Here is a 21,748-nt window from a genome sequence, read left to right as displayed (position 1 = left end):
TTATGAGTCACCTCCCGCTGAAAGCAACTCATTAATAATTCTCTTCACTTCATGTCTTTCACCCGATAATACGAGCATATCACCAGCCTCAATGATAGAATCTGGACCTGGATTAAAAAATTTCTTCATATTCTTTTTCAAAATAGCAATGATTGTTACGTTATATGTTTTTCGAACATGTAAACTACCAATTGTCTTTTGTACGACTGGTGCGTTATTTTCTATTTTAAACCACTCAATTGATAATCCTTCAAAAGCCATCTCAATCGTGTCTAACGCTTGTGGCCTATAGACCATTCCGCCTAATATAGCCGCAATTTGTCTCGCTTCAGAATCGCGAAGAGAAATGCTTGAAATACTCTCATCATGATCCACATCAAAATGATACATTTCTCTTCTTCCATCATCATGAATAACGATAACCATTTTTTCATTACCTTTCGTAATTACTTCAAACTTACAACCAATACCCGGAAGTTCACTTTCTCTAATATTCATATTTTCCGCCCCCTAAAATTTTTAGTTACGGCTTTTACAAATCTACATCGATCTCCGTTTTAAACTTTTCATCTTTTGAAATACCTAAATATTTGAGCGTTTCTGATGGCGTTGCGTGATGGAAATGTTTTTGCAGTAGCGCAATCGCTATTCCTCTTTTGTACGCGTGAAACCCAAATGTTTTTCTCATTGAATTCGTTCCAATCTTCCCAACAATTCCAACTGCTTCCGCAGCATTATGAATCACCCGATAAGCTTGTTGACGCGTAATTGAATTTGTCGTTTTATTAGATTGAAATACGTAGTTTTCTCTTTGAGCATCAAAAGATTGTACGTACGCTAAAAGCGCTTCTTTTACTTTTGTATTTAAATAAATATCTTGTTTAAATTTTTCATCTTTCACAGGAAGAGAATAAAACTCTTTAGCAGTTCCATCTTCATTTAATACATCTTCAAACTTCATACTAAGTAGCTCAGTAATTTTTAATCCCGTGTTAATTCCAATAACGAATAAAAGATAATCTCGCTGGGAATGCTCTTTCAAATATTTTTTCATAGCCTCAATTTGGCTTATATCTTTTAGTGCCTCTACAACTTCCATACATGTATTCTCCTCATCTTATGAACGGTAATTTTCTCATCATGTTGTCCATTTTACCTTATCATGCTATGGGAATTCCATGTATTATCCATTTCCTTTTAAATTTTTTACGCTATACAATTGAAGCGATATACTTTAATGCACCTAAAAATTCTGGATATTTATGATTTGGAAACTTACTATTGTAAAAATACGTTGCGGTTAGAAAAATAACGAGGGATAAAGATGAAAATAGTAAAACTTCTTTGGACCTTAGCGCTATACTTATAACTTCAAATAAAGATCCATCTTCTTTCTGCAAGTTGGATTCCTCCTTTCATTTCCTGCTACTTTATACATTCATTTTATGTTACTTAATTATATTCTATAACACAATTAAGTAACATATCAATGTTTTTTGATATTTCTTTCTGAAAATAAAGAAAAATACCGAGCACCCTATGCTCGGTATTTTTGTTATTAGTCCTCTTTCGGAAGAACAATTCCTTTATACAATTGAACTGTAATGAAGTAGTAGATCGCATAAATGACTACGAAAATTACAATCGGTACCCAAATACGGAAATACGGATCAACTAAAATGAAACCAAAAATATTCATACCAACTAATACATGGGCAATACCGACAATTGCCGGGAATAAGAATACTAAGAACAACTCTTTATAAATCGATTTCGTTAATAATTCACGGCGCACACCGATTTTACGAAGCATTTGATAACGCGTAATATCTTTTGATGCACCAGAAAGAATTTTAAACATTAAACAACTTGCCATCATCGCTAAGAAAGCAATTCCAAGGAAGAAGCCCATAAATACTGTTCCACTCGCAACGCCATAGAACATGTCGTAAGCTTGATATTTACTATTTAATCTTTCAGCTGCTACATTTTTATATTTATCTAGCTGCAACTCGTCAAGTTTTTTCCATTCTTTTGTGTATGCTACAAAATCATCTGTTTTCCCTGTAAATACGATTCCTTCTTTACCATTTACAGTATCGTACATTTTTTGATCTACAATTTTAATTACATGATTCTCATATACGTAAAATGGGTGAATTGTTCTGAAAGCCTCGTCCCATTCTTCTGGAAGTTCTTTAGCGTTCGCATCTTTTTCATTCATTTCTCTAGAAACTGCACCTACCGGTAGTTCCTCTGAAACTTTCTTCGTATTCACTAAATCTTTCATCGACTTCATATTTGACATATCTTTTATTAAAGGACGATTTTTTTCTAAATCTTCTTTTACATAATAAACGTATTTACCATCTACTTTGTAACGATATTCGTTTTTCTCTTTAAATGTAATACCGTCTAAAATTTTCTTTTCTTCAGCTGTTGGGTTATGAACTACTGAATCATATATTACTAAACCATCTACCATTTTTATAACATTATTTTTAAACGCCATACCACCTGAAATTGCACCGGCTCCAAGAGCAACTAACATTGCTACTGTCGCAAGCACTTTCGTTAAACTATTAATACGGAAGTTTAATTGTGCAAAAGTAAAAGCGTTAAGCCCTTTTTCGCTTCGTTTTTTATTACTTTTTAACTTTTTAATAATAACAGGAAGAAGCGATCCAAATAGCATGTAAGTACCAGCTGTTGTTGTAATTAATGCAATAAGGATTCCCATTTCTCTTAGCTTTTCCATATAAATCATTGATGCATAGCCAATACCTAATAAAATAACCGCAAGGAATGCAACTAAACCTGTCATTTTTCCTTTTACTGCAACACGTTCTGTTTGTGCGTCTGCATGTACAAGTTGCAATACAGAAATACGTGATAATTTAATACTGTTCATAATTGCTGATAATACAAATAGTGCAAAGAAGAAGATGCAAGTAACAGTCATGGATGGTAAATAAAATGCTTTATAACCTTCACCCGCAAATTCGAGTTGTTTCATTAACAACTGACCAATACCTTCAGCAAGTCCTACACCAACTGCAAGTCCAATCGCAAGAGACGCGGCACCTAATACAATTGTCTCAATAAACATAAGTAATGTAACTTTATGCTTTTTTGCTCCTAACATCATATACATACCAAACTCTTTTTGACGAAGTGATAGTAAGAAAGAGTTCGCATATAAAATATAGAAGAAGGTTATAATTGCTAATAAAAATGAACCTGCTTGGAATACGAATCCAATTGATTTAATAACTGAGTTAGATTCGATAAACGCTTCATTCAGCGCTAACGTTTGGAACATATAAAAAATTGAAATCGACATGACAAGACCAACAAGTAAGACGATATAATCTTTCAGCTTACTTTTTAGCCCTGACATGGAAAGTTTGAATAACATGCCAAAGTCTCCTTTCTTACGCTTTTTGTGTGCCTAAGTCTGCAAGCACATCTAAAATTTCTTTATAAAACTCTTCACGTGTACCACCACGGTGAATTTCTTTATATAGCTCACCATCTTGAATGAATAAAATACGCTGACAGTAACTTGCACTATACGGATCATGTGTAACCATCATAATAGATACGCCTTGATCTTCATTTAAGTTTGTCATCGCATCAAGTAAACTCGCTGCATTTTTAGAATCAAGAGCTCCTGTTGGCTCGTCCCCTAAAATAATTGCAGGCTCATGTACTAAAGCGCGCGCTGCTGCTGAACGCTGTTTCTGTCCACCAGATACTTCAGATGGGTACTTTTGAAGAATAGCTGAAATACCTAACATATCTGCTACTTTTTCTACTTTCGGTCCAATGTTACGTGATGAAACACCTTGAAGTGAAAGTGGCAATGCAATGTTTTCGTAAATAGATAAGTTTTCTAATAAATTAAAGTCTTGGAAGATGAATCCTAACTTTTGTGAACGGAAATCTGAAAGCTCACCTTGCTTCATTTTTGTAATATCCGTACCCGCAATTTCAACAACGCCGCCTGTTGCTTTATCTAACGTTGAAATTACATTTAATAATGTCGTTTTACCAGAACCAGATGGTCCCATAATTCCTACAAACTCACCCTCTTGAATTGAGAATGATACACCTTTTAACGCGTGTGATTGGTTCTCACCTTTTTTACCGTACACTTTTTGAACGTTTTTCACGTCTACAACTGGTTTCGTCATATATATCCTCCTATGCTTGTTTTTCCATTACCTATTTTGCGCTTTTTGGAGGGGAACTGCTATTTGTTAACATTACATTTACCTTACACTTTTGTAATATAAAAAGGCTGAGCATGTAAGGTTGGCTTTTTTCCTTTAAATACAAATTCGTTCACTTTTTGAAATGGTACATCCGCAAATGAAATTATATTGACTTACCGACAAAAGCTGAAAATAAAAGTAGGCTGTTCCACAAAAGGAACAGCCTACTTCTCTTTTTATTTCTTTAAAGGTGTTACCGTCCAGTACGTAATAACACGCCAAATCCATTCTAGTGGACCCATCTTAAAGATTTTCATCCAAATCACACTAAACACAATTTGAATTGCGTAAATTGCAATACATACATATAACGTCTGCATGTACGTTAAGTTTCCCGCAAAGTTAAATGCACTTCCTGCAATTAAAATCATTGCAGTTTGTCCGATATAATTTGTTAACGCCATACGACCATAGTATTTGAGTGGTGCTAACAATGTTTGAACTGTTTTTAATTGAAGTAATAAAATTAATGCGCCCACATAGAAAGCTGAAATGACTGGTCCAACTGTAACACCAATTTTTAAAAATTGGCCTGCAGCATCCATTGTTCCGTCCTCATTCATAAGTATCATATTTACAAATGGCTCAGCAGGTACGTGCCCGTATTGATACCATACAGCTACGACACTTAAAACAAACATAATACCTGTAAAAATAGCGACTTTCTTTATGTTTTGCGTGAGATTTTCAAATACACGATATTGGCCTGCAGCAAGACCTAATAAAATTAAGCCGAGTGGTAATAGTTCTTTAATCCCCATTACACTAAAAGCAATTGTTAAAATAAGGCCAATAACTAAGTTCACTTGTTTTTTCGCTTTATAAAATGGTAAAACGATTAACCCGCAAATTGCATATAACGTTAGCGCTTCTCCAGGCTGAAACATGTAATGAATCAAACCGAAAATAAATAATGCAACTACGCGGCGTAGAAATAAAATGTATCCATTTTTCCCTTTTGCAATTGCTCTCGTAATGAAGATATAGAATCCCACTCCAAATAAGAATGAGAAAATCGAGAAGAAACGACCTTCTACAAATAAGTATAGAAACCTTTGATAACTTGCATCCACTGTATTAGGGTCTGGAATTTTAATATTAAGTAGTGCAAGAATATTTACTAAAATAATCCCCAGTAGTGCGAAACCACGAATGTAATCTAACTCATCAATTCGTTTGTTTGTAATATTGTTCCCCATAAAGCAACTCCTTGTATAAAATTTAATCCTTCCTTACTCTACTGGAAAAGGACAATCGTAACTATCGGTTAACCTTACAGGAATCTTACATTATTGTAATATAATAAAATAAAACCAGGTCATATTGCGACCTGGTCTACTCTGATTGCTTCGATCTTTGAGGTTGTCCTTTTTTACTGTTGCGCTGTTTCACTTGCACAACTGGATCAAGCTCATTCGAAAACTCAGCGTTATGTCCATTTTGTGTTTTTTGTTCTGGGTTATTTTGATCTGAACGTTTCGCCATTACATTCACTCCTTATTAGTGCGGTGTAATAATCATTTGATGTTGCAATTGGCGAATTGCCATACGTGCTCTATTTAACTGCTCACGTTGCTCATCATTCGCATGTTGTTGCATCGTTTGTAAATCGTTATATGCTTGTTCTAATTGTAACTGTGCATCTGAATACTCCATCGTATTGTAATGCTCTTGTCTCATACCAAGATCTAATTGTTCTTTCGCATATTCCACCGCTTGTTCCGCCTGTGTAATATACGATTCAAGTGATTGACGCTCTGCCATAATTGTCCCTCCTTGCTTCAATTCCCCTTTAGTGTGTCCCTTCCATCTGAACCTTATGAGTATGTTATAATGGATTTTGTTTCATTTTGACTCGGCTTAGGAGGGAAAATAATGAAGGTTCAAAACCCTTTTCCATATACAAACGACAATAAACGTTATCATACATGGAATTACCATTTACGAAATGAATTTGGTGAAAAAATCTTTAAAGTTTCATTAGATGCTGGCTTCGATTGTCCGAACCGTGACGGTACAGTTGCTTACGGTGGTTGTACATTTTGCAGCGCTGCCGGATCTGGCGACTTCGCTGGTGATCGCCGCGATGATGTTATAACGCAATATCATGAAATGAAAGAAAAAATGCGTTCAAAGTGGAAAGATGGAAAATGTATCGCTTATTTTCAGGCTTATACAAATACACATGCACCACTTGAAGTGTTAAAAGAAAAATTCGAACCGCTTCTAGCAGAAAAAGACGTTGTCGGTCTTTCTATCGCGACTCGTCCAGATTGCTTACCGGACGATGTCGTTGCATATTTAGCGGACTTAAATAAACGCACGTACCTTTGGGTTGAACTCGGATTACAAACTGTTCATGAACGAACTGCCAATCTGATTAACCGTGCTCACGATTATCCTTCCTACGTTGAAGGTGTGAATAAATTACGTAAGCACGGCATTAGAGTTTGCTCTCATATTATTAACGGTCTTCCTCTTGAAGATTACGATATGATGATGGAAACAGCTCGTGAAGTAGCGAAGCTTGATGTACAAGGAATTAAAATCCACTTACTTCACTTATTAAAAGGAACGCCAATGGTGAAGCAATATGAAAAAGGACAACTAGAATTCCTTTCTCTTGAGGATTACGTAAGTCTCGTTGTTGACCAACTTGAAATGATTCCAGAAGACGTAATTGTGCACCGTATCACAGGTGACGGTCCACCTGATTTAATGATTGGCCCAATGTGGAGCTTAAATAAATGGGAAGTATTAAATTCCATCGATGCAGAATTTGTACGCCGCGGAAGCTGGCAAGGAAAATATGCAAATGAGGAGAAACAAAAATGAAATTAGAACGTGTATTACCGTTTGCTCGCACTCTCTTGCAAACGGCAGTAAAAGAAGGCGATTACGCTGTAGATGCAACGCTCGGCAATGGGCATGACACTTGCTTCCTAGCTGAAATCGTTGGAGATAACGGAAAAGTATTTGGATTTGATATTCAAAAAGAAGCTATCGAAAGTTCTACCATCCGTCTAAAAGAAAAAGAACTTTTTGAACGTACAGTTTTAGTTCACGATAGTCACGATACACTTGTATCCGTATTACCAGAAGATGCAAAAGGAAAAGTGACAGGCGCAATCTTCAACTTAGGTTACCTTCCAGGCGGAGACAAACATATCGTTACAAAGCCGAACTCAACGATTTCGGCGATCGAACAGTTATTAGAAGTAATGGCACCTGAAGGTATCATCGTCCTTGTCATTTACCACGGACATCCAGAAGGACAAGTAGAACGCGACGCTGTACTTAAATTTGCAGAAGAACTCGACCAAAAACATGCTCACGTTTTGCGATACGGCTTCATTAACCAACAAAACAACCCGCCATTTATTGTAGCGATTGAGAAGCGATAAAGTGAAACTTTAATCAGTGGGGGCATTCCCCGCCGATTATCAGCCCTCACCAGTCGGGCATTTACGGGGTAATTATATCAACGATTTTTCAATTATATCTATCATAACTCGGGATATATCAACGATTTTTTCGATATATCTATCATAACTTACAATATATCAACGATTTCTTGGATATATCGATTGTTCGACAAAACATAACAAAAAAAGACGTGCACTCACTGCACGTCTTTTTGTTATTCTCCTATATAATGGATATATACAATGTTAAAGGAGACGAAAAAATGATTGGAATACTAGCAGGAATGGGGCCAAAATCAACTGGGCCATTCGTCGATACAGTTGTAGCAGAGTACCAAACAATATACGGAGCAAAACATGATATAGACTTTCCTCATATGATGATTTATTCTTGCCCAACACCGTTTTACATGGATCGTCCTATCGATCACGAAGCGATGAAAAAAGCGATTATTGAAGGAGCACAAAAACTCGAAAGTGCTGGTGTAGACTTTATTGCTATGCCTTGCAATACAGCGCATCTTTATTTTGAAGAATTACAGCATTCTCTTTCTATTCCAATTTTGAATATAGTCGATGAGACGTTACGAGCAATTCCTGAAACTGTAAAAAGAGTCGCTCTTCTCGCAACAGAAGCGACTGTTCAAGCTGGAATTTACCAAGATGGGATTGCAAAACGTAATATAGAATACCTCCATAATGAAAAATGGCAGGAGATGATTAATCAAATTATTACTTGTATCAAAAGCGGAGAAGTTGAAGAAGCCCGCAAATTATGGAGCGCGCTCGTTTTACAATTAAAAGATGAAATAGATACTGCTATTATCGCATGTACTGATTTGAATGTTGTGGCGAGTGAGGATTTTGTGGATTCTGCTCAATGTCTTGCTGAGGCGGTTGTTAGGATGTATCTATCAAATACTAAGAGATCTTCATAAACATAGAAAACAGCCCTTTTAAAATGTGTTTTTTGTTTGCTAAAAATCCCCAAAACTTTTAACTTTCTTCACAATTCTTTCAAAGTATCCACACTTAATCTCGCTATATTAAATAAGTAGTTATTCATATAGGGAAGGTTAGGGGAACTGAAAGTATGAAAGTAAATCGTTCGCTTCATTACATTTTTTGGCGTTGGCATTTTTATGCTGGGCTTTTTATTACGCCACTTCTTATTACGTTGTCACTGAGCGGAATTGGGTATTTATTTCGAGAGGAAGTTGAAGATTTCATCTATAAAGATTTATATTTTGGGAAGAGCGCCCAAACAGAATCTATTTCGATGTCTGATTCTATTTCCTTAACAGAGAAAAAATATCCACATTATAGCGTGGCGAAAATTAGTGAGTTTAATGGGGATTATAATACGAGGCTTACTATTGCAAATGAATATACTGGGCAACAAAAATATGTGTATTTAGATAGCAATAATCAAATTGTTGGGGATCAAAACGCTAGTGAAACGTTTGCCAATATCATGCGGGAATTACATAGTTCTCTTTTAGTTGGTGGTACTGTCGTCAACTATATTGTAGAACTCGCGGCATGCTGGACAATCTTTTTAATTATGACTGGTTTATATATGAGTATACGCCAATTCAAAAACACACCATCATCCAATAAGCGAGAAAAAGCAAAACGGCGTCATTCTATTATCGGTATTATATTTACAATTCCTCTCGTTCTGCTAGTCGCATCTGGATTGCCGTGGTCAGGATTTATGGGCAACCAAATTTATAAAATCGCAGCGTCGAATGAATCGATCGGATATCCCAAATTATATATGGCACCGCCTGAATCGAAGGTAAAAGAATTGCCGTGGGCAACAAGAAAAGAAGCTCCGCCTGAATCGAATTCAAATGAACCGAAAGCAATTTCTGTCGATGAATTACAAAAAGGAATTGAAATAAAAAAGCCATATGTTATCTCACTACCAGCTGATCCGAAAGGTGTATTCACTGTTTCAAAATCGAGCGGTTCTGGTATTACGGGTATGCATGTTGCACCAAATGAAGAGATAACAGCTTACTTTGATCAATATAGCGGAGAACTCATTTCAAAAACGGACTATCGTGATTATGGCTTATTTGCACAATGGTTCACTTACGGTATCCCGCTTCACGAAGGACATTTATTCGGATGGCCAAATAAAATATTATGCTTACTAACGACATTTTCTTTATTACTTCTCATTTATTACGGAATAAAAATGTGGTTAGCAAGAAAACCGAAAGGAAAATTAGCAGCACCGCCAAAGCAAAGAGATAAGAAAAGCGTACTCGTTTTCTTTATCATGATGGTTATACTAGGCGCTGTCATGCCTTTATTCGGACTATCTGTTTTAGTTATTTTTGCGATTGAACTTCTTATATATGTATTTTCAAAAATACGATCATAATAAAAAGCATTTGTACCCCCGTGTACAAATGCTTTTCATTTACTATTTTCTTTTTTTCTACCACTTATTAAAAAGACAATGTCTACTATAATAATCAATGCAATGATAACTTGAGCCACATAATCCATCGTTGTAGGACCGCCGGCTTTATTCATCATCATATACGTTCCAGTTACAAATGAAATGGAAAGTAGCACGAGTAATGTTACTTCCATATGGTCATATACCCTTTGAAACACTCTCTTCATTTCCACCACCTCTTTCCCATATTATAACAAGAAAACCACTCTACAAGAGTGGTTTTCTTCATCACTGCGCCATTTTCTTTCGGTACAACTTCCCGTTCCAATAGAAGAATCGTGAAGTAAGCCCTCCGTATTTTACAATGCGCCGTGCCATTTTGTGCATATTCTTTTGTGCTGATACTTTTTGGTCTGATAAATAAATACCAAGTAACCCTCGGCTAATAAGACGATGAAACTTCGCATGAGGCAAATCACCAATGCTGTTCTCTGCTTCTTCTACAAAATGTTTCATGCGATCTAATATCGCTTGCTCATTTTCGTAATAACTACAGAAATTCAAATCTCCGCCTATACGGTCTTCTTCTTGATCAATGAAATAATCAAGCAAAATATGAAGTCCTTGTACGTAAGGGAAGTATCCTTGTCTAATTTTCGCAATATCTTCATCATGTAATTCATCATGAAATGCATATGCTACAAGACAGAAGATTCCAAGCGTAGAACCGGCACATGCTGAAAATTCAAACCAGCTCATCTCGGGTAAGTTTTCTTTATGTGCTTCAAACCATGTTTTTAAACGTGGTTCTCTTTCTTCTAACTTCACGTGTTTATGAATTTGTAAATCACAATAATAACAAGCTAGTTCATGAAGAACAGGAGCAATTTTGTCATAGTGCTTCGTTTTCTTTAAAACATCTTGGCACGTTTCAACAAGTTCATCTAAATAACCACCATCATCTTGATCATCACGATAACGATAATAATTACCGCCACCTTCTACTTCAGGTGATAATGCCATTAACATCGATTCATGCAGCGCGGCAAAATCGTTCGGATCAAGCGATGTACTGCGATCACATAAATTATCTAAATAGTCGCTAATCGTTTGATACGCTACGATAAAACGAATACATTCCTCTCGGTGTTCATTTGCTAATAGCGCTAAAATGCCACCGCCCTCGCAATGAAACGTTTTATGCTCAATACTTGCGATTGCCTGACTATGAAGCTCATCATTCGGAATATGGTAGGCACGCTCTTTCCACATCGCTAGCTCATGGTGTACAACCGGAAACACATCACGGTATACTTTCGCCATGAGCGTTATGGGATTACTCGGTACGTTCACTTCTTCCTTCATCTCCTCTATTCATTGTACAAATAATTTACTTATTTGTTTCTATTATGTTATTGATACGTATTTCAGTAAATGACTGAATATAATTCAAAATTTCATCACGCTCATACTCATTTAATAATTCATGATAACAATTAGGCCATTCTTTATATGCCTTATCACTTATTTTAACATTATCAAACCACATGCGGACACGTGTTTTATCTACAAGTTTATCCTCACATGCTTGCATTAGCAAGAGCGGAACATCTGGAAAATCGTTTATTTTCTTATGAGCCATTTCAATAGACTTAATTAATTCACTATACCAACGTACTGATACTTTGCGCAAGAACAATGAATCATTCTCCATCGCATCTCTCACTTCATGATTACGTGTCGACATTTCCACTGTAAGATTCGTTGCAAATTGCAATTTTGGTGCAACAACATTTAATATTTTTGAAGCCGCTCGAAGCGGAGCAGCAGGTGCAGCTAATACGCCTAAACATGGCGAACTTAAAATGATACCATCTATATCTTCTCTCTTCGTTTCTTGCATCATACGAATCACGATAAGACCGCCCATACTATGACCGAATAGAAAAATAGGTACCCGGTATTTTCTAGCTTCTTTCACCCATAATTTAACTTCTTCTATGTATTCATCAAATGAATCAATATGTCCTCTATTTCTCGAAGTCGTTCCATGTGACGGAAGGTCTCCCATCACGACGTGGTAGCCGATATGATTCCACATTTCCGCGACCGCTTCGTAGCGTCCGTGATATTCCATTGCGCCGTGTACAATAACGACTACAGCTTTCGCTTCCTCCGCTTCATAATTCCACATACAGACCTCCTCCATTTCACTCTTTTTCATAATTTGATACACTAAAACTAGTCTCTAGGAAAGGAAGGCTTTACATGATATATCCTTATAAAGAAAAAAACCCCAAAATTTCGAGTAGTGCTTTTATCGCTGACTATGTTACGATTACAGGCGATGTTTCCATTGGTGAAGAAGCAAGTATTTGGTTTAATACAGTCATCCGAGGTGACGTATCACCGACTATAATTGGAGACCGGGTAAATGTACAAGATCAATGTACACTCCACCAAAGCCCTCAGTATCCTCTTATTTTAGAAGATGACGTTACAGTTGGACATCAAGTCATTTTACATAGCTGTCACATTAAAAAAGATGCTTTAATTGGAATGGGATCTATTATATTAGATGGTGCTGAAATTGGTGAAGGAGCCTTTATCGGTGCTGGGAGTCTCGTTTCACAAGGGAAGAAAATTCCACCAAATACGTTAGCGTTCGGTCGCCCAGCGAAAGTCATTCGTGAATTAACAGAAGAAGACCGTAAAGACATGGAACGAATTCGCACACAATACGTTGAAAAAGGTCAATACTATAAATCATTACAAAAATAATTTTCCTGCTGCCATAAGATTGGCAGCTTTTTTCATCCCGATTGGTGAAGGCTAATAATCAGTGGTGGATGAACAGAATCCCCCACTGATTAAAGTTTCACTTTATAAAAACTAACTTTTTCTTTACAAAACATTATTATTCCCTCAACAAAATCTTATTAAAATAGAAGCAAATATCTCCATATATATGTAGATGAGGGAGGAGAATTTTCATGAAGGTCAGTGGATTATATAAACTAGAATGTTACATTTTCAAAGGAATTAATCGCTACTTTGATCAAAAAACATTAAATATCTTTTTCAGCAATATTACTCATATCGGTGGTGCCACTTTCTCCATTGCACTCACACTTTTCTTTTTAATTTTCGCAAAAGGGACTTTGCATCAAGCTGCAATTGCAACTGCTATTTCTTTAGCAATTAGCCATATTCCTGTGCAAATGTTAAAAAGATGGTATCCACGAAAACGTCCTTATTTAACAATTCAGGATGCAAAATATCCAGTCCATCCATTAAAAGACCACTCTTTCCCGTCTGGTCATACAACGGCTGTTTTCTCTGTGTTCATTCCATTTATTTGCTATAATCCAAGCTTACTTGTTTTTCTATTACCGTTAGCATTATGCGTCGGGATTTCTCGCATTTATTTAGGGCTTCACTATCCGTCAGACGTATTCGTCGGTATGTTCCTCGGCACTTGCTCTGGCATCATCTCTTTTTATCAATGCATCCCACTCTTCACGTAAAGGAGCGATATGATGAGAGTCGCCATATTTACCGATACTTTTACACCACAAATCAATGGGGTTGCGAAAACATTAGAGCGATTAACACGTTACTTTCAAAAAGAAAATATCGCCTATTCTGTTTTCGCCCCTCAGCATACCGCTGAAGATAATTTCGTAGCAAATGTGAACAAAATGAGAAGTATCCCGTTAACAATATTATATCCAGAATGCCGCTTTTCTTTTCCTACTCCGCGCATTAAACGGGAACTTCTTACCTTTAAACCTGATATGATTCACATTGCTACACCTTTCAACATGGGACTTTGTGGATTGTATTATGCAAAAAAGTTAAACATTCCAGTTGTCGGTTCTTATCATACTGATTTCGATGCCTATTTACGCTATTACAAAATCGAATTCCTCTCTAATATGCTTTGGAACTATTTAAAATGGTTTCATAGTCATATGCAAAAGAATTTTGTTCCTTCCTCTGAAACATTACATCAACTAAAAAATAAAGGGTTTCAGTCCCTCTCTATTTGGGGACGTGGTGTAGATTGCACACTCTTTCATCCAGCTTATAATACAGAGCTATTCCGAAAAAAATATAATATTACAGCGAAGTATGTCCTTTCCTATGTTGGACGGATTGCTCCTGAAAAAGATATTGATACGTTGCAAGACCTTATCGTTAAATCCGCGCATACTCGAAACGACATTCATTGGCTCATCGCCGGAGATGGTCCTCTAGCAGCAAACTTATGTGAAGCTGTCTCGAAAACAAATGTCACTTTTACTGGCTATTTACAAGGTGAAGATTTAGCTGAAGCATATGCTTGTTCTAACATAATGGTATTTCCATCAGCTACTGAAACGTTTGGAAATGTCGTACTCGAATCACTTGCATGTGGTACCCCTGTCATTGGTGCAAATAGTGGCGGAGTTAAAAATATTATTACAGATGGAAAAACGGGAGTTCTTTGTCCACCAAAAGATGCGGATGCATTTCTATCATCCATTTATTCTTTATTACAAAATAAAGAAAAACTTATACAGATGGGAATAGCAGCTTCGTCTTATGCGAAATCCAAAAGCTGGGATGAGATTTTTCGTGGCTTACTTAATCAATATGAAGAAGTCCTTCAGCACACCACATCAGAATTACTCGCTTAAACACAAAAACTCCCTTCAAAAAAATGAAGGGAGTTTATTACACGAACACAAATTTTAGTTTAATAAATGATACATAAGGTTAAATATCACTTTATTCCTATATTCATTATAGCAAAAATAAACATAACTAAACAGACTTGTAATAAAAACCCATAAAAATTAATATATGGTTATACAGTGTTTTTACTGTATAGTGATTTTAAGAATTCCCCTTAAAATCAGCTTACTCACATACCTTTATACAGCAATTGTTCCCCAATTCTGTATATCAAAAAACCTTTCAATCATTTGAAAGGTTTTTTTGAGCTTGCACATATTCTTCTTTCGTATTTACATTTATAAACCATTCTGCATTTGCTTGTATATCTTCTCCGGCAACATATTTCACATTACATTGTAATAAAAGCTGCCCCATACTTCTTTTTTCTTCTTGAAGTAAAGTATAAATCTTTTCTTTCACACGGTTATGATACGCTGCAAGTAACGGTTGTTTTCTTCCATTAATAATAGGTACAACCGCATCATATTCATTGTTCGTTTGCTCTAATAAAATAGTAAACCACTCATGCGAAACATTTGGCGCATCGCAAGGCATAATAGCGTACCAATCTGCTTCTATATATTCCATTCCTGATACAATTCCAGCAAGTGGACCGTTTCCTTTATAGTGTAGAATATCTTCTATAACAGGAACTTGTACGAATTGCTCTACTCGCTCTTTTATATCAGAATGACTAATGACTACAACCTCTTGGAGCGTCCTTGTCATCACTTTCAAAATATGCTCAATAAACGTACTCCCTTGCCAGCTCGCTAACGCTTTCGGCTCACCAAACCTACTCGACATACCGCCCGCTAATACAATTCCAGCCCATTTACTCATTGGCGATGCAGCTCGAATGTAATATGACCTAACTCCGGTAAAATCAACTTATTCATCGCAAGGCGAACTGCTCCGCTAGATCCTGGCATTGAAAAGACAACTTTTCGCCCAATTGTGCCACCAACCGCTCTACTTAACATTGCACTACTTCCGATATCTTCTAAATAACTAATCATGCGGAACAACTCACCAAATCCGACAATTTCTTTATCTAATAAAGCTGATACAGCTTCAATTGTGACATCACGTTTCGTAATACCTGTACCACCATTTGTTAATACAACATCAACATCTTCCTTATGATAACCAGCTAACACTGCTTGCTGAATACTTTCTTTATCATCTTTTACAATTGCATAAGAAGTCACTGTATGGCCTGCTTCTTTTAACAATTCATGTAATAGTTGTCCGCTCTTATCTGTCTCTTCCGTACGTGTATCGGAAATTGTTACAATCTTGCAACGCACTTCTTTTGGCGCTTGTTTTTTATGTTCATTGACACTCATTTTTCTTCTTCCTTTCTTAAAGACTTTTCTTCATTTTATCATACATACCTTTACACAATTATGTATGAAGACGATGATGCATCATGATACAATATAAGTATAGTAATCCACAAAAAGGAAAATGAAAAACATTCTTTCTTATCCCCCTAGACTTCACATCATTAGCTAACCTTTAACTTTTCTTATATTTTCTACATAGTAGAATTCAGTTTTTAAAATTGCACTACCAAATAAATCGGAGGTCTACCTATTATGGAACTATACAAAAAATTAACAACAACATTCATCCTCTTATTCGTTGCTTCCATCACTGTCGGTTTTTCTCTAAAAGGAGCAATTCCATACGCCACATTAGTAAGTATTATATTCGCAACGCTATTTTTACTAAGCAGTGCCTTTTGCGCGGGTAAAGCACGTCAAATGAAAGGTTGATTGCATATGTTACATAAGAAACGGACCATTTGTAAATCATGTGAAAAAGAAATACAAACATATGAAAAATCACGGATTCATATGCCATTTCCAGCAAGTGGTATGACTAATATGAAAAAATATATTGAGCTAGACGGAGAAGTGTATTGTAAATCATGCATTCAAATTGTAAGTAAAACGAAATAAAAAAAGCTTTGCGCTCACTGCGCAAAGCTTTTTTTCATATATTATAGACCAGCTTGCTCTTTTAAAGTAGCTGCTTTGTCTGTACGTTCCCATGAAAGATCTACATCAGTACGTCCAAAGTGACCGTAAGCTGCTGTTTGTTTGTAAATTGGGCGACGTAAGTCTAGCATTTTAATAATACCAGCTGGGCGAAGATCGAAGTTGTTACGAACTAGTTCTACTAGTACGTCTTCAGATACTTTACCAGTGCCAAATGTATCAACTGAAATTGATACTGGTTGTGCTACGCCAATTGCGTATGCAAGTTGTACTTCTGCTTTGTCAGCAAGTCCAGCTGCTACGATATTTTTCGCAACATAACGAGCTGCATATGCTGCAGAACGGTCAACTTTCGTTGCATCTTTACCAGAGAATGCACCGCCACCGTGGCGAGCGTATCCACCGTAAGTATCAACGATGATTTTACGTCCTGTTAAACCAGCATCACCTTGAGGTCCACCAATTACGAAGCGGCCAGTTGGGTTAATGAAGAATTTCGTTTCTCCATCCATTAATTCTGCTGGAACTACAGCTTTAATTACATGCTCTTTTAAATCGCGATCGATTTCTTCCCATGTAACATCTGGATGATGCTGTGTAGAAATTACAATTGTATCTACACGTACAGGTTTACCATTTTCATCATACTCAATTGTAACTTGCGTTTTTCCATCCGGACGTAAGTATGATAATGTGTCATCTTTACGTACTTCAGTTAAACGGCGAGCTAATTTGTGAGCAAGCGAGATTGGAAGTGGCATTAATTCTTGTGTTTCATTACATGCAAAACCAAACATTAAACCTTGGTCTCCTGCACCAATTGCCTCAATCTCAGCGTCAGTCATTTGACCTTCGCGTGCTTCTAGCGCTTGGTCAACACCCATAGCGATGTCAGCAGATTGCTCATCGATAGATGTTAAAACTGCACAAGTTTCTGCATCGAATCCGTATTTTGCGCGTGTGTAACCAATGCCTTGAATTGTTTCACGAACGATTTTTGGAATGTCTACGTAAGTAGAAGTCGTAATTTCCCCCGCTACCAATACTAAACCAGTTGTTACAGTTGTTTCACAAGCTACACGTGCATTTGCGTCTTTTGATAAGATCGCATCTAAAATTGAATCAGAAATTTGGTCACAAATTTTATCTGGATGTCCTTCAGTTACAGACTCAGATGTGAACAGATGACGTTTTTTTGTCATGTGGTAAACCTCCCTACAGTAATTGTATATATTGTACGGAACTCATCCTTAATTTGCCACAAACTGCGACATACATTTATTCTCCCACACAAGCATACAGAAAAACCTTTCCTACTTAACATAGAGGAAAGGTTTAATTTGCTACTTGCATACTGCTTTTTGCCCTTTGCTCTTATCGTTCGAGACCATTAGCCTCGCACAGGTTTTAGCACCTATTCACATGTATTTACCACTACAAGTGAGGTTGCTGGGCTTCATCGGGCCTGTCCCTCCGCCAGCTCGGGATAAGAGAGTATCCGTCCCAACCTATACTAAAGAAATGATATTCATTTGTCAATTAATATTCACATTTTCCTGAAAGTTTTTCTCAATACGCCTGGAATGAAATATTAATAAGGAAATAATACATTCACACAAACAAAAATAAATAAATAGTATACATTATTTATATAATTGTGTTATACTCTTGATGGGGATTACGAGAAATATTTCATTAAATGAAAAGGATGGTATATAAATATGAGTACTGTGAATGTCCAAATCGGTTTACATGAATTATTGAACGGAAGCAATGCACAGATTCAACTAAGTGTTCCGCAATTAGTGGAAAAAGTATTAATGCGAAATGAAGGGAAATTAACTTCTACTGGTGCAGTTTCTGCTTCAACAGGAAAATACACAGGACGTTCTCCTAAAGATAAATTTATTGTGAAAGAAGCATCGGTTGCTGACAAAATTGCTTGGGGAGCTGTGAACCAACCGATTTCTGAAGAACATTTTAATAAATTATATACTAAAGTTTTAGAATACTTAAAAGAAAAAGAAGAGTTATTCGTCTTCAAAGGATTTGCAGGCGCTGATCGCAACTATCGCCTACCAATTCAAGTTATTAACGAATATGCATGGCACAATCTATTTGTACATCAATTATTTATTCGTCCAACTGAAGAAGAATTAACAACTCATGAATCAGAGTTTACAATTGTTTCTGCACCGAACTTTAAAGCAGATCCAGTAATTGACGGTACAAACTCTGAAGCATTCATCATGGTTTCATTCGAAAAACGTATCGTACTAATTGGTGGTACAGAATACGCTGGAGAAATGAAAAAATCAATCTTCTCTATTATGAACTTCTTACTACCTGAACAAGATATTCTTTCTATGCATTGCTCTGCAAACGTAGGTGAAGAAGGTGACGTAGCACTATTCTTCGGTTTATCTGGAACAGGTAAAACAACTTTATCTGCTGATCCAAACCGTAAATTAATCGGTGATGATGAGCATGGTTGGTCTGATAACGGTGTATTCAATATTGAAGGCGGTTGCTATGCGAAATGTGTAAACCTTTCTCATGAGAAAGAACCACAAATCTTTGATGCAATCAAATTTGGATCTGTTTTAGAAAACGTTGTCATTAATGATCAAACACGCATCGCTGACTATAACGATACTACTTTAACAGAAAATACACGTGCTGCCTACCCTATGCATGCGATTGACAATATCGTGTTGCCAAGTGTTGCAGGACATCCAAATACAATCATTTTCTTAACTGCTGATGCATCTGGCGTATTGCCTCCAATCAGTAAGTTATCAAAAGAACAAGCTATGTACCATTTCTTAAGTGGTTACACTAGTAAACTAGCAGGAACAGAGCGCGGCGTTACATCTCCGCAAGCTACATTCTCAACTTGCTTCGGTTCACCATTCTTACCACTTGATGCATCTCGCTATGCTGAAATGCTTGGTGAAAAAATTGAGAAACACGATGCGAAAGTATTCTTAGTAAACACTGGCTGGACTGGTGGCGAATACGGTGTTGGTAAGCGTATGAACTTAGGTTACACTCGCGCAATGATTCAAGCAGCACTAAGCGGTGAACTTGCAAAAGCTGAAACTGCTAAACATGACATCTTCGGTCTTGAAGTACCTCTTCACGTACCAGGTGTACCTGACGAAGTATTAATGCCTGAACAAACTTGGGCTGATAAAGCTGCTTACAAAACAAAAGCAATTGAACTTGCAAACGAATTCAAAGCTAACTTCAAAAAGTTCGACAGCGTTTCTGAAGCTATTATTAACCTAGGCGGTCCAATCGCTTAAGTTAAAACTTTCTGTTGGAATAACCCTTTACTCATATGAATAAGTGTCGTGTAACCGAAAAGTTTCGCGTACTCACCGACAAAACCCAATGCGGCTTAACGGTTACACACACTTACATAAAAAAGAAGCTTACGTTTTTACGTAAGCTTCTTTCTATCTATTTTTTATACAAGTACGGAGCTAAAAAAGGCTCTAACCGCTTCCAACCATCGCCGGATTCTCTATTCCATCTAAAAAATTCCCAACCACAATCTAGAATTCATATACTTACATTTTCACACATACAAATCACGGATTCAAACACACAAACTATTTCCCTACTTACTACATCCTTCTGTTCTCACACTGTATGGAGCTAAAAAAGTCTCTAACCGCTTCTATCCACCGCTGGATCCTCTATCCCATCTAAAAAGCAGCTTTTATCTTTTTATCTCTTCGTTAATTCTTTCTCATCTTTCATGCTATAGTAGCCTAAATTAACAACAATTAAGAAATAACCGCCCATAATCCCTACTGCAAAAGCCCACATCACCATATAGTGCTCAATTTCGTACATAATAATAGCACCCAAAATAGCAGCGGCAAAACGGTTAAACATACCGAGCGTCGGTGCTTTCGTTTTCTTTACAATGCTATCTCCAAGCTTCTCAATTCGTCTCCCTAAAAGCCAAACACAATACATACTTACGATAAGTCCAATTCCTGCACCTAGAAAATGCGCTGAAAACGGCGTTAACCTCCAGCCTAATAGCAGAATACCTAGTAAATAATACGATTGAATTTTAAACGATCTTAATGACATACTAATCATGCTGTACCCCTCTTCAGTAGTTTTAATCTATCCAACAAAAGCTGTATAACTCATTTCTTTCGAGTTCATACTACTTAAAATTCTCTTCACTCAAATTAAAAACAACATAAACCCAATGTTTATGTTGTTTAAATGTTTTCAGAAAATAATATTATACAAGATTTCGAACATCATATTCTTATAATTTGTGACGTTTTTCCAAACATTTTTCGTCCATTTATGAAAAAAGTGATATCAATCTATGAACATACGGATATGATGTAATAAATACACAAATAAAGGGGGCGTCTAATGATTTATTTTTTAATGGCTCTCATTCATCTCATTGTCCCTGCACTTATTGGACTTTCGCTATATTGGTACACGAAAAATCATAGTATTTTCTACGCTGTCCTCGGTGTTCTCCTTCCAGGTATTATTCTTATCACACTCTTCCGTATTCCATTTTTAAACTTAATTCCACTTATTACTGCTATCTTATTTCTCGTCTTCTTACCAAAAATAAAAAAATAGGAAAGCAGATCATAAGTGATCTGTTTTCCTATTTTGATATAGGTTCCTGTACGGTAGTATGAACTTTTACTTTCTCCAATTTTACAAACCATAGACCAAAGAAAATGATTATCCCACCGATCATTTGTTGTAATGAAATAGATTCATTTGCCCATATAGCTGCAAATAAAACCGCTACAATCGGTGTAATATACATATATACCATCGTATGGGATGCCCCAATTTTTTGAACACCGATATACCACATTACTAAACCAAATACTGTTACAA

The 21,748-nt window shown here is 36.4% G+C and carries 27 protein-coding genes and 1 riboswitch; of the genes, 11 read left to right on the top strand and 16 right to left on the bottom strand.

Translation table 11 applies throughout. The features are described 5' to 3' along the window. The 8 genes from JDS92_RS17270 to JDS92_RS17235 all read right to left on the bottom strand — a co-directional run bounded on the left by JDS92_RS17270 (nucleotide 1) and on the right by JDS92_RS17235 (nucleotide 6,041). Nucleotides 1–498 (bottom strand): cation:proton antiporter regulatory subunit, encoded by a 498-nt coding sequence (locus JDS92_RS17270; RefSeq protein ID WP_001026058.1) that lies wholly within the window; start codon nucleotides 496–498, stop codon nucleotides 1–3. 34 nt (nucleotides 499–532) lie between these two features. After that, nucleotides 533–1,099, bottom strand: coding sequence for a tyrosine-type recombinase/integrase (locus JDS92_RS17265; protein ID WP_000454203.1), 567 nt, complete (start codon nucleotides 1,097–1,099; stop codon nucleotides 533–535). A 112-nt stretch (nucleotides 1,100–1,211) separates the two neighbouring features. Beyond that, a complete protein-coding gene (locus JDS92_RS17260) occupies nucleotides 1,212–1,400 on the bottom strand; it encodes a hypothetical protein (protein ID WP_001168331.1) in 189 nt (62 codons plus the stop codon). 158 nt (nucleotides 1,401–1,558) lie between these two features. After that, on the bottom strand, nucleotides 1,559–3,418 hold the full coding sequence (locus tag JDS92_RS17255; protein ID WP_098911421.1) for an FtsX-like permease family protein: 1,860 nt from the start codon (nucleotides 3,416–3,418) through the stop codon (nucleotides 1,559–1,561). 16 nt (nucleotides 3,419–3,434) lie between these two features. After that, the gene (locus JDS92_RS17250) at nucleotides 3,435–4,196 is read right to left on the bottom strand and encodes an ABC transporter ATP-binding protein (protein ID WP_000165845.1); all 762 of its coding nucleotides are present in this window, start codon (nucleotides 4,194–4,196) and stop codon (nucleotides 3,435–3,437) included. A 257-nt stretch (nucleotides 4,197–4,453) separates the two neighbouring features. After that, nucleotides 4,454–5,476 (bottom strand): DUF418 domain-containing protein, encoded by a 1,023-nt coding sequence (locus tag JDS92_RS17245; RefSeq protein ID WP_097957411.1) that lies wholly within the window; start codon nucleotides 5,474–5,476, stop codon nucleotides 4,454–4,456. A gap of 136 nt (nucleotides 5,477–5,612) precedes the next feature. Further along, nucleotides 5,613–5,762, bottom strand: a complete 150-nt coding sequence (locus JDS92_RS17240; RefSeq protein WP_001129345.1) for a hypothetical protein — start codon at nucleotides 5,760–5,762, stop codon at nucleotides 5,613–5,615. Between the two features lie 15 nt (nucleotides 5,763–5,777). Beyond that, nucleotides 5,778–6,041: a YtzC family protein gene (locus JDS92_RS17235; RefSeq protein WP_000840865.1), complete on the bottom strand. Its 264-nt coding sequence runs from the start codon at nucleotides 6,039–6,041 to the stop codon at nucleotides 5,778–5,780. Nucleotides 6,042–6,152: 111 nt separating this feature from the next. On the opposite strand from JDS92_RS17235, the gene mnmL reads away from it, so the two are divergent. The 4 genes from mnmL to JDS92_RS17215 all read left to right on the top strand — a co-directional run bounded on the left by mnmL (nucleotide 6,153) and on the right by JDS92_RS17215 (nucleotide 10,097). Beyond that, nucleotides 6,153–7,112: a tRNA modification radical SAM protein MnmL/YtqA gene (gene mnmL, locus JDS92_RS17230; RefSeq protein WP_000868020.1), complete on the top strand. Its 960-nt coding sequence runs from the start codon at nucleotides 6,153–6,155 to the stop codon at nucleotides 7,110–7,112. After that, the gene (gene mnmM / locus JDS92_RS17225) at nucleotides 7,109–7,681 is read left to right on the top strand and encodes a tRNA 5-(aminomethyl)-2-thiouridylate-methyltransferase MnmM (protein ID WP_097957406.1); all 573 of its coding nucleotides are present in this window, start codon (nucleotides 7,109–7,111) and stop codon (nucleotides 7,679–7,681) included. The genes mnmL and mnmM overlap by 4 nt, the downstream gene beginning before the upstream one ends. Nucleotides 7,682–7,965: 284 nt before the next feature. Next, the gene (locus JDS92_RS17220) at nucleotides 7,966–8,640 is read left to right on the top strand and encodes an aspartate/glutamate racemase family protein (protein ID WP_097957405.1); all 675 of its coding nucleotides are present in this window, start codon (nucleotides 7,966–7,968) and stop codon (nucleotides 8,638–8,640) included. A gap of 155 nt (nucleotides 8,641–8,795) precedes the next feature. Further along, nucleotides 8,796–10,097 (top strand): PepSY-associated TM helix domain-containing protein, encoded by a 1,302-nt coding sequence (locus tag JDS92_RS17215; protein WP_098911425.1) that lies wholly within the window; start codon nucleotides 8,796–8,798, stop codon nucleotides 10,095–10,097. Nucleotides 10,098–10,132: 35 nt separating this feature from the next. Here JDS92_RS17215 and JDS92_RS17210 read toward each other — a convergent pair whose 3' ends face one another. The 3 genes from JDS92_RS17210 to JDS92_RS17200 form a co-directional block, all read right to left on the bottom strand. Next, on the bottom strand, nucleotides 10,133–10,345 hold the full coding sequence (locus JDS92_RS17210; RefSeq protein WP_000832127.1) for a hypothetical protein: 213 nt from the start codon (nucleotides 10,343–10,345) through the stop codon (nucleotides 10,133–10,135). 61 nt (nucleotides 10,346–10,406) lie between these two features. Then, nucleotides 10,407–11,471 carry a tetraprenyl-beta-curcumene synthase family protein gene (locus JDS92_RS17205; RefSeq protein WP_001102465.1) on the bottom strand — a complete coding sequence of 355 codons (1,065 nt, stop codon included), beginning with the start codon at nucleotides 11,469–11,471 and terminating at the stop codon, nucleotides 10,407–10,409. A gap of 37 nt (nucleotides 11,472–11,508) precedes the next feature. Then, complete coding sequence (locus tag JDS92_RS17200; RefSeq protein ID WP_000267439.1) at nucleotides 11,509–12,312, bottom strand: alpha/beta hydrolase; 804 nt, start codon at nucleotides 12,310–12,312, stop codon at nucleotides 11,509–11,511. 74 nt (nucleotides 12,313–12,386) lie between these two features. Here JDS92_RS17200 and JDS92_RS17195 point away from each other — a divergent pair, with 74 nt between their 5' ends. The 3 genes from JDS92_RS17195 (at nucleotide 12,387) to JDS92_RS17185 (ending at nucleotide 14,800) form a co-directional block, all read left to right on the top strand. Continuing rightward, nucleotides 12,387–12,899 carry a gamma carbonic anhydrase gene (locus JDS92_RS17195; protein WP_000640217.1) on the top strand — a complete coding sequence of 171 codons (513 nt, stop codon included), beginning with the start codon at nucleotides 12,387–12,389 and terminating at the stop codon, nucleotides 12,897–12,899. A gap of 212 nt (nucleotides 12,900–13,111) precedes the next feature. Next, on the top strand, nucleotides 13,112–13,645 hold the full coding sequence (locus tag JDS92_RS17190) for a phosphatase PAP2 family protein (protein ID WP_199632199.1): 534 nt from the start codon (nucleotides 13,112–13,114) through the stop codon (nucleotides 13,643–13,645). A gap of 12 nt (nucleotides 13,646–13,657) precedes the next feature. Continuing rightward, nucleotides 13,658–14,800 carry a glycosyltransferase family 4 protein gene (locus JDS92_RS17185; RefSeq protein ID WP_098911428.1) on the top strand — a complete coding sequence of 381 codons (1,143 nt, stop codon included), beginning with the start codon at nucleotides 13,658–13,660 and terminating at the stop codon, nucleotides 14,798–14,800. Between the two features lie 280 nt (nucleotides 14,801–15,080). Here the strand turns inward: JDS92_RS17185 and JDS92_RS17180 are convergent, their stop codons facing one another. Together JDS92_RS17180 and JDS92_RS17175 are read right to left on the bottom strand one after the other, a co-directional pair. Beyond that, nucleotides 15,081–15,683, bottom strand: a complete 603-nt coding sequence (locus JDS92_RS17180; RefSeq protein ID WP_098911429.1) for a molybdenum cofactor guanylyltransferase — start codon at nucleotides 15,681–15,683, stop codon at nucleotides 15,081–15,083. Then, nucleotides 15,680–16,189 carry a MogA/MoaB family molybdenum cofactor biosynthesis protein gene (locus JDS92_RS17175; RefSeq protein ID WP_098911430.1) on the bottom strand — a complete coding sequence of 170 codons (510 nt, stop codon included), beginning with the start codon at nucleotides 16,187–16,189 and terminating at the stop codon, nucleotides 15,680–15,682. The genes JDS92_RS17180 and JDS92_RS17175 overlap by 4 nt, the downstream gene beginning before the upstream one ends. A gap of 252 nt (nucleotides 16,190–16,441) precedes the next feature. Here JDS92_RS17175 and JDS92_RS17170 point away from each other — a divergent pair, with 252 nt between their 5' ends. Both JDS92_RS17170 and JDS92_RS17165 read left to right on the top strand, forming a co-directional pair. Then, complete coding sequence (locus JDS92_RS17170; protein ID WP_000424805.1) at nucleotides 16,442–16,621, top strand: hypothetical protein; 180 nt, start codon at nucleotides 16,442–16,444, stop codon at nucleotides 16,619–16,621. A gap of 6 nt (nucleotides 16,622–16,627) precedes the next feature. Then, nucleotides 16,628–16,807, top strand: a complete 180-nt coding sequence (locus tag JDS92_RS17165) for a hypothetical protein (RefSeq protein ID WP_000902511.1) — start codon at nucleotides 16,628–16,630, stop codon at nucleotides 16,805–16,807. Nucleotides 16,808–16,848: 41 nt separating this feature from the next. On the opposite strand, the gene metK is transcribed toward JDS92_RS17165, so the two are convergent. Then, nucleotides 16,849–18,048 (bottom strand): methionine adenosyltransferase, encoded by a 1,200-nt coding sequence (metK, locus tag JDS92_RS17160; protein WP_000163114.1) that lies wholly within the window; start codon nucleotides 18,046–18,048, stop codon nucleotides 16,849–16,851. Between the two features lie 169 nt (nucleotides 18,049–18,217). Then, nucleotides 18,218–18,339, bottom strand: a riboswitch (SAM riboswitch). 228 nt (nucleotides 18,340–18,567) lie between these two features. Here metK and pckA point away from each other — a divergent pair. Beyond that, the gene (gene pckA, locus JDS92_RS17155; protein WP_000108809.1) at nucleotides 18,568–20,154 is read left to right on the top strand and encodes a phosphoenolpyruvate carboxykinase (ATP); all 1,587 of its coding nucleotides are present in this window, start codon (nucleotides 18,568–18,570) and stop codon (nucleotides 20,152–20,154) included. Between the two features lie 427 nt (nucleotides 20,155–20,581). On the opposite strand, the gene JDS92_RS17150 is transcribed toward pckA, so the two are convergent. Continuing rightward, nucleotides 20,582–20,965 (bottom strand): ATP synthase subunit I, encoded by a 384-nt coding sequence (locus JDS92_RS17150; RefSeq protein WP_199632198.1) that lies wholly within the window; start codon nucleotides 20,963–20,965, stop codon nucleotides 20,582–20,584. A gap of 291 nt (nucleotides 20,966–21,256) precedes the next feature. Between JDS92_RS17150 and JDS92_RS17145 the strand changes: the two genes are divergently transcribed. After that, entirely contained in the window at nucleotides 21,257–21,478 is a 222-nt protein-coding gene (locus JDS92_RS17145) for a hypothetical protein (protein WP_000639048.1), read from the top strand. Nucleotides 21,479–21,506: 28 nt separating this feature from the next. Here JDS92_RS17145 and JDS92_RS17140 read toward each other — a convergent pair. After that, on the bottom strand, nucleotides 21,507–21,748 hold a 242-nt coding region (locus JDS92_RS17140; protein WP_199632197.1), incomplete at its 5' end, for a DMT family transporter.

It is taken from the genome of Bacillus cereus group sp. N12, assembly GCF_016483575.1.
Lineage (GTDB): Bacteria > Bacillota > Bacilli > Bacillales > Bacillaceae_G > Bacillus_A > Bacillus_A toyonensis.
The sequence above is the reverse complement of the archived record's forward strand: the minus strand, read 5'-3'. Positions and strand labels throughout refer to the sequence as shown.

Coding starts and splice junctions, on each gene's coding strand:
- JDS92_RS17270 (WP_001026058.1), bottom strand. CDS start 498: ATGAATATTAGAGAAAGTGAACTTCCGGGTATTGGTTGTAAGTTTGAA.
- JDS92_RS17265 (WP_000454203.1), bottom strand. CDS start 1,099: ATGGAAGTTGTAGAGGCACTAAAAGATATAAGCCAAATTGAGGCTATG.
- JDS92_RS17255 (WP_098911421.1), bottom strand. CDS start 3,418: ATGTTATTCAAACTTTCCATGTCAGGGCTAAAAAGTAAGCTGAAAGAT.
- JDS92_RS17250 (WP_000165845.1), bottom strand. CDS start 4,196: ATGACGAAACCAGTTGTAGACGTGAAAAACGTTCAAAAAGTGTACGGT.
- JDS92_RS17245 (WP_097957411.1), bottom strand. CDS start 5,476: ATGGGGAACAATATTACAAACAAACGAATTGATGAGTTAGATTACATT.
- JDS92_RS17240 (WP_001129345.1), bottom strand. CDS start 5,762: ATGGCGAAACGTTCAGATCAAAATAACCCAGAACAAAAAACACAAAAT.
- JDS92_RS17235 (WP_000840865.1), bottom strand. CDS start 6,041: ATGGCAGAGCGTCAATCACTTGAATCGTATATTACACAGGCGGAACAA.
- mnmL (WP_000868020.1), top strand. CDS start 6,153: ATGAAGGTTCAAAACCCTTTTCCATATACAAACGACAATAAACGTTAT.
- mnmM (WP_097957406.1), top strand. CDS start 7,109: ATGAAATTAGAACGTGTATTACCGTTTGCTCGCACTCTCTTGCAAACG.
- JDS92_RS17220 (WP_097957405.1), top strand. CDS start 7,966: ATGATTGGAATACTAGCAGGAATGGGGCCAAAATCAACTGGGCCATTC.
- JDS92_RS17215 (WP_098911425.1), top strand. CDS start 8,796: ATGAAAGTAAATCGTTCGCTTCATTACATTTTTTGGCGTTGGCATTTT.
- JDS92_RS17210 (WP_000832127.1), bottom strand. CDS start 10,345: ATGAAGAGAGTGTTTCAAAGGGTATATGACCATATGGAAGTAACATTA.
- JDS92_RS17200 (WP_000267439.1), bottom strand. CDS start 12,312: ATGTGGAATTATGAAGCGGAGGAAGCGAAAGCTGTAGTCGTTATTGTA.
- JDS92_RS17195 (WP_000640217.1), top strand. CDS start 12,387: ATGATATATCCTTATAAAGAAAAAAACCCCAAAATTTCGAGTAGTGCT.
- JDS92_RS17190 (WP_199632199.1), top strand. CDS start 13,112: ATGAAGGTCAGTGGATTATATAAACTAGAATGTTACATTTTCAAAGGA.
- JDS92_RS17185 (WP_098911428.1), top strand. CDS start 13,658: ATGAGAGTCGCCATATTTACCGATACTTTTACACCACAAATCAATGGG.
- JDS92_RS17180 (WP_098911429.1), bottom strand. CDS start 15,683: ATGAGTAAATGGGCTGGAATTGTATTAGCGGGCGGTATGTCGAGTAGG.
- JDS92_RS17175 (WP_098911430.1), bottom strand. CDS start 16,189: ATGAGTGTCAATGAACATAAAAAACAAGCGCCAAAAGAAGTGCGTTGC.
- JDS92_RS17170 (WP_000424805.1), top strand. CDS start 16,442: ATGGAACTATACAAAAAATTAACAACAACATTCATCCTCTTATTCGTT.
- JDS92_RS17165 (WP_000902511.1), top strand. CDS start 16,628: ATGTTACATAAGAAACGGACCATTTGTAAATCATGTGAAAAAGAAATA.
- metK (WP_000163114.1), bottom strand. CDS start 18,048: ATGACAAAAAAACGTCATCTGTTCACATCTGAGTCTGTAACTGAAGGA.
- pckA (WP_000108809.1), top strand. CDS start 18,568: ATGAGTACTGTGAATGTCCAAATCGGTTTACATGAATTATTGAACGGA.
- JDS92_RS17150 (WP_199632198.1), bottom strand. CDS start 20,965: ATGATTAGTATGTCATTAAGATCGTTTAAAATTCAATCGTATTATTTA.
- JDS92_RS17145 (WP_000639048.1), top strand. CDS start 21,257: ATGATTTATTTTTTAATGGCTCTCATTCATCTCATTGTCCCTGCACTT.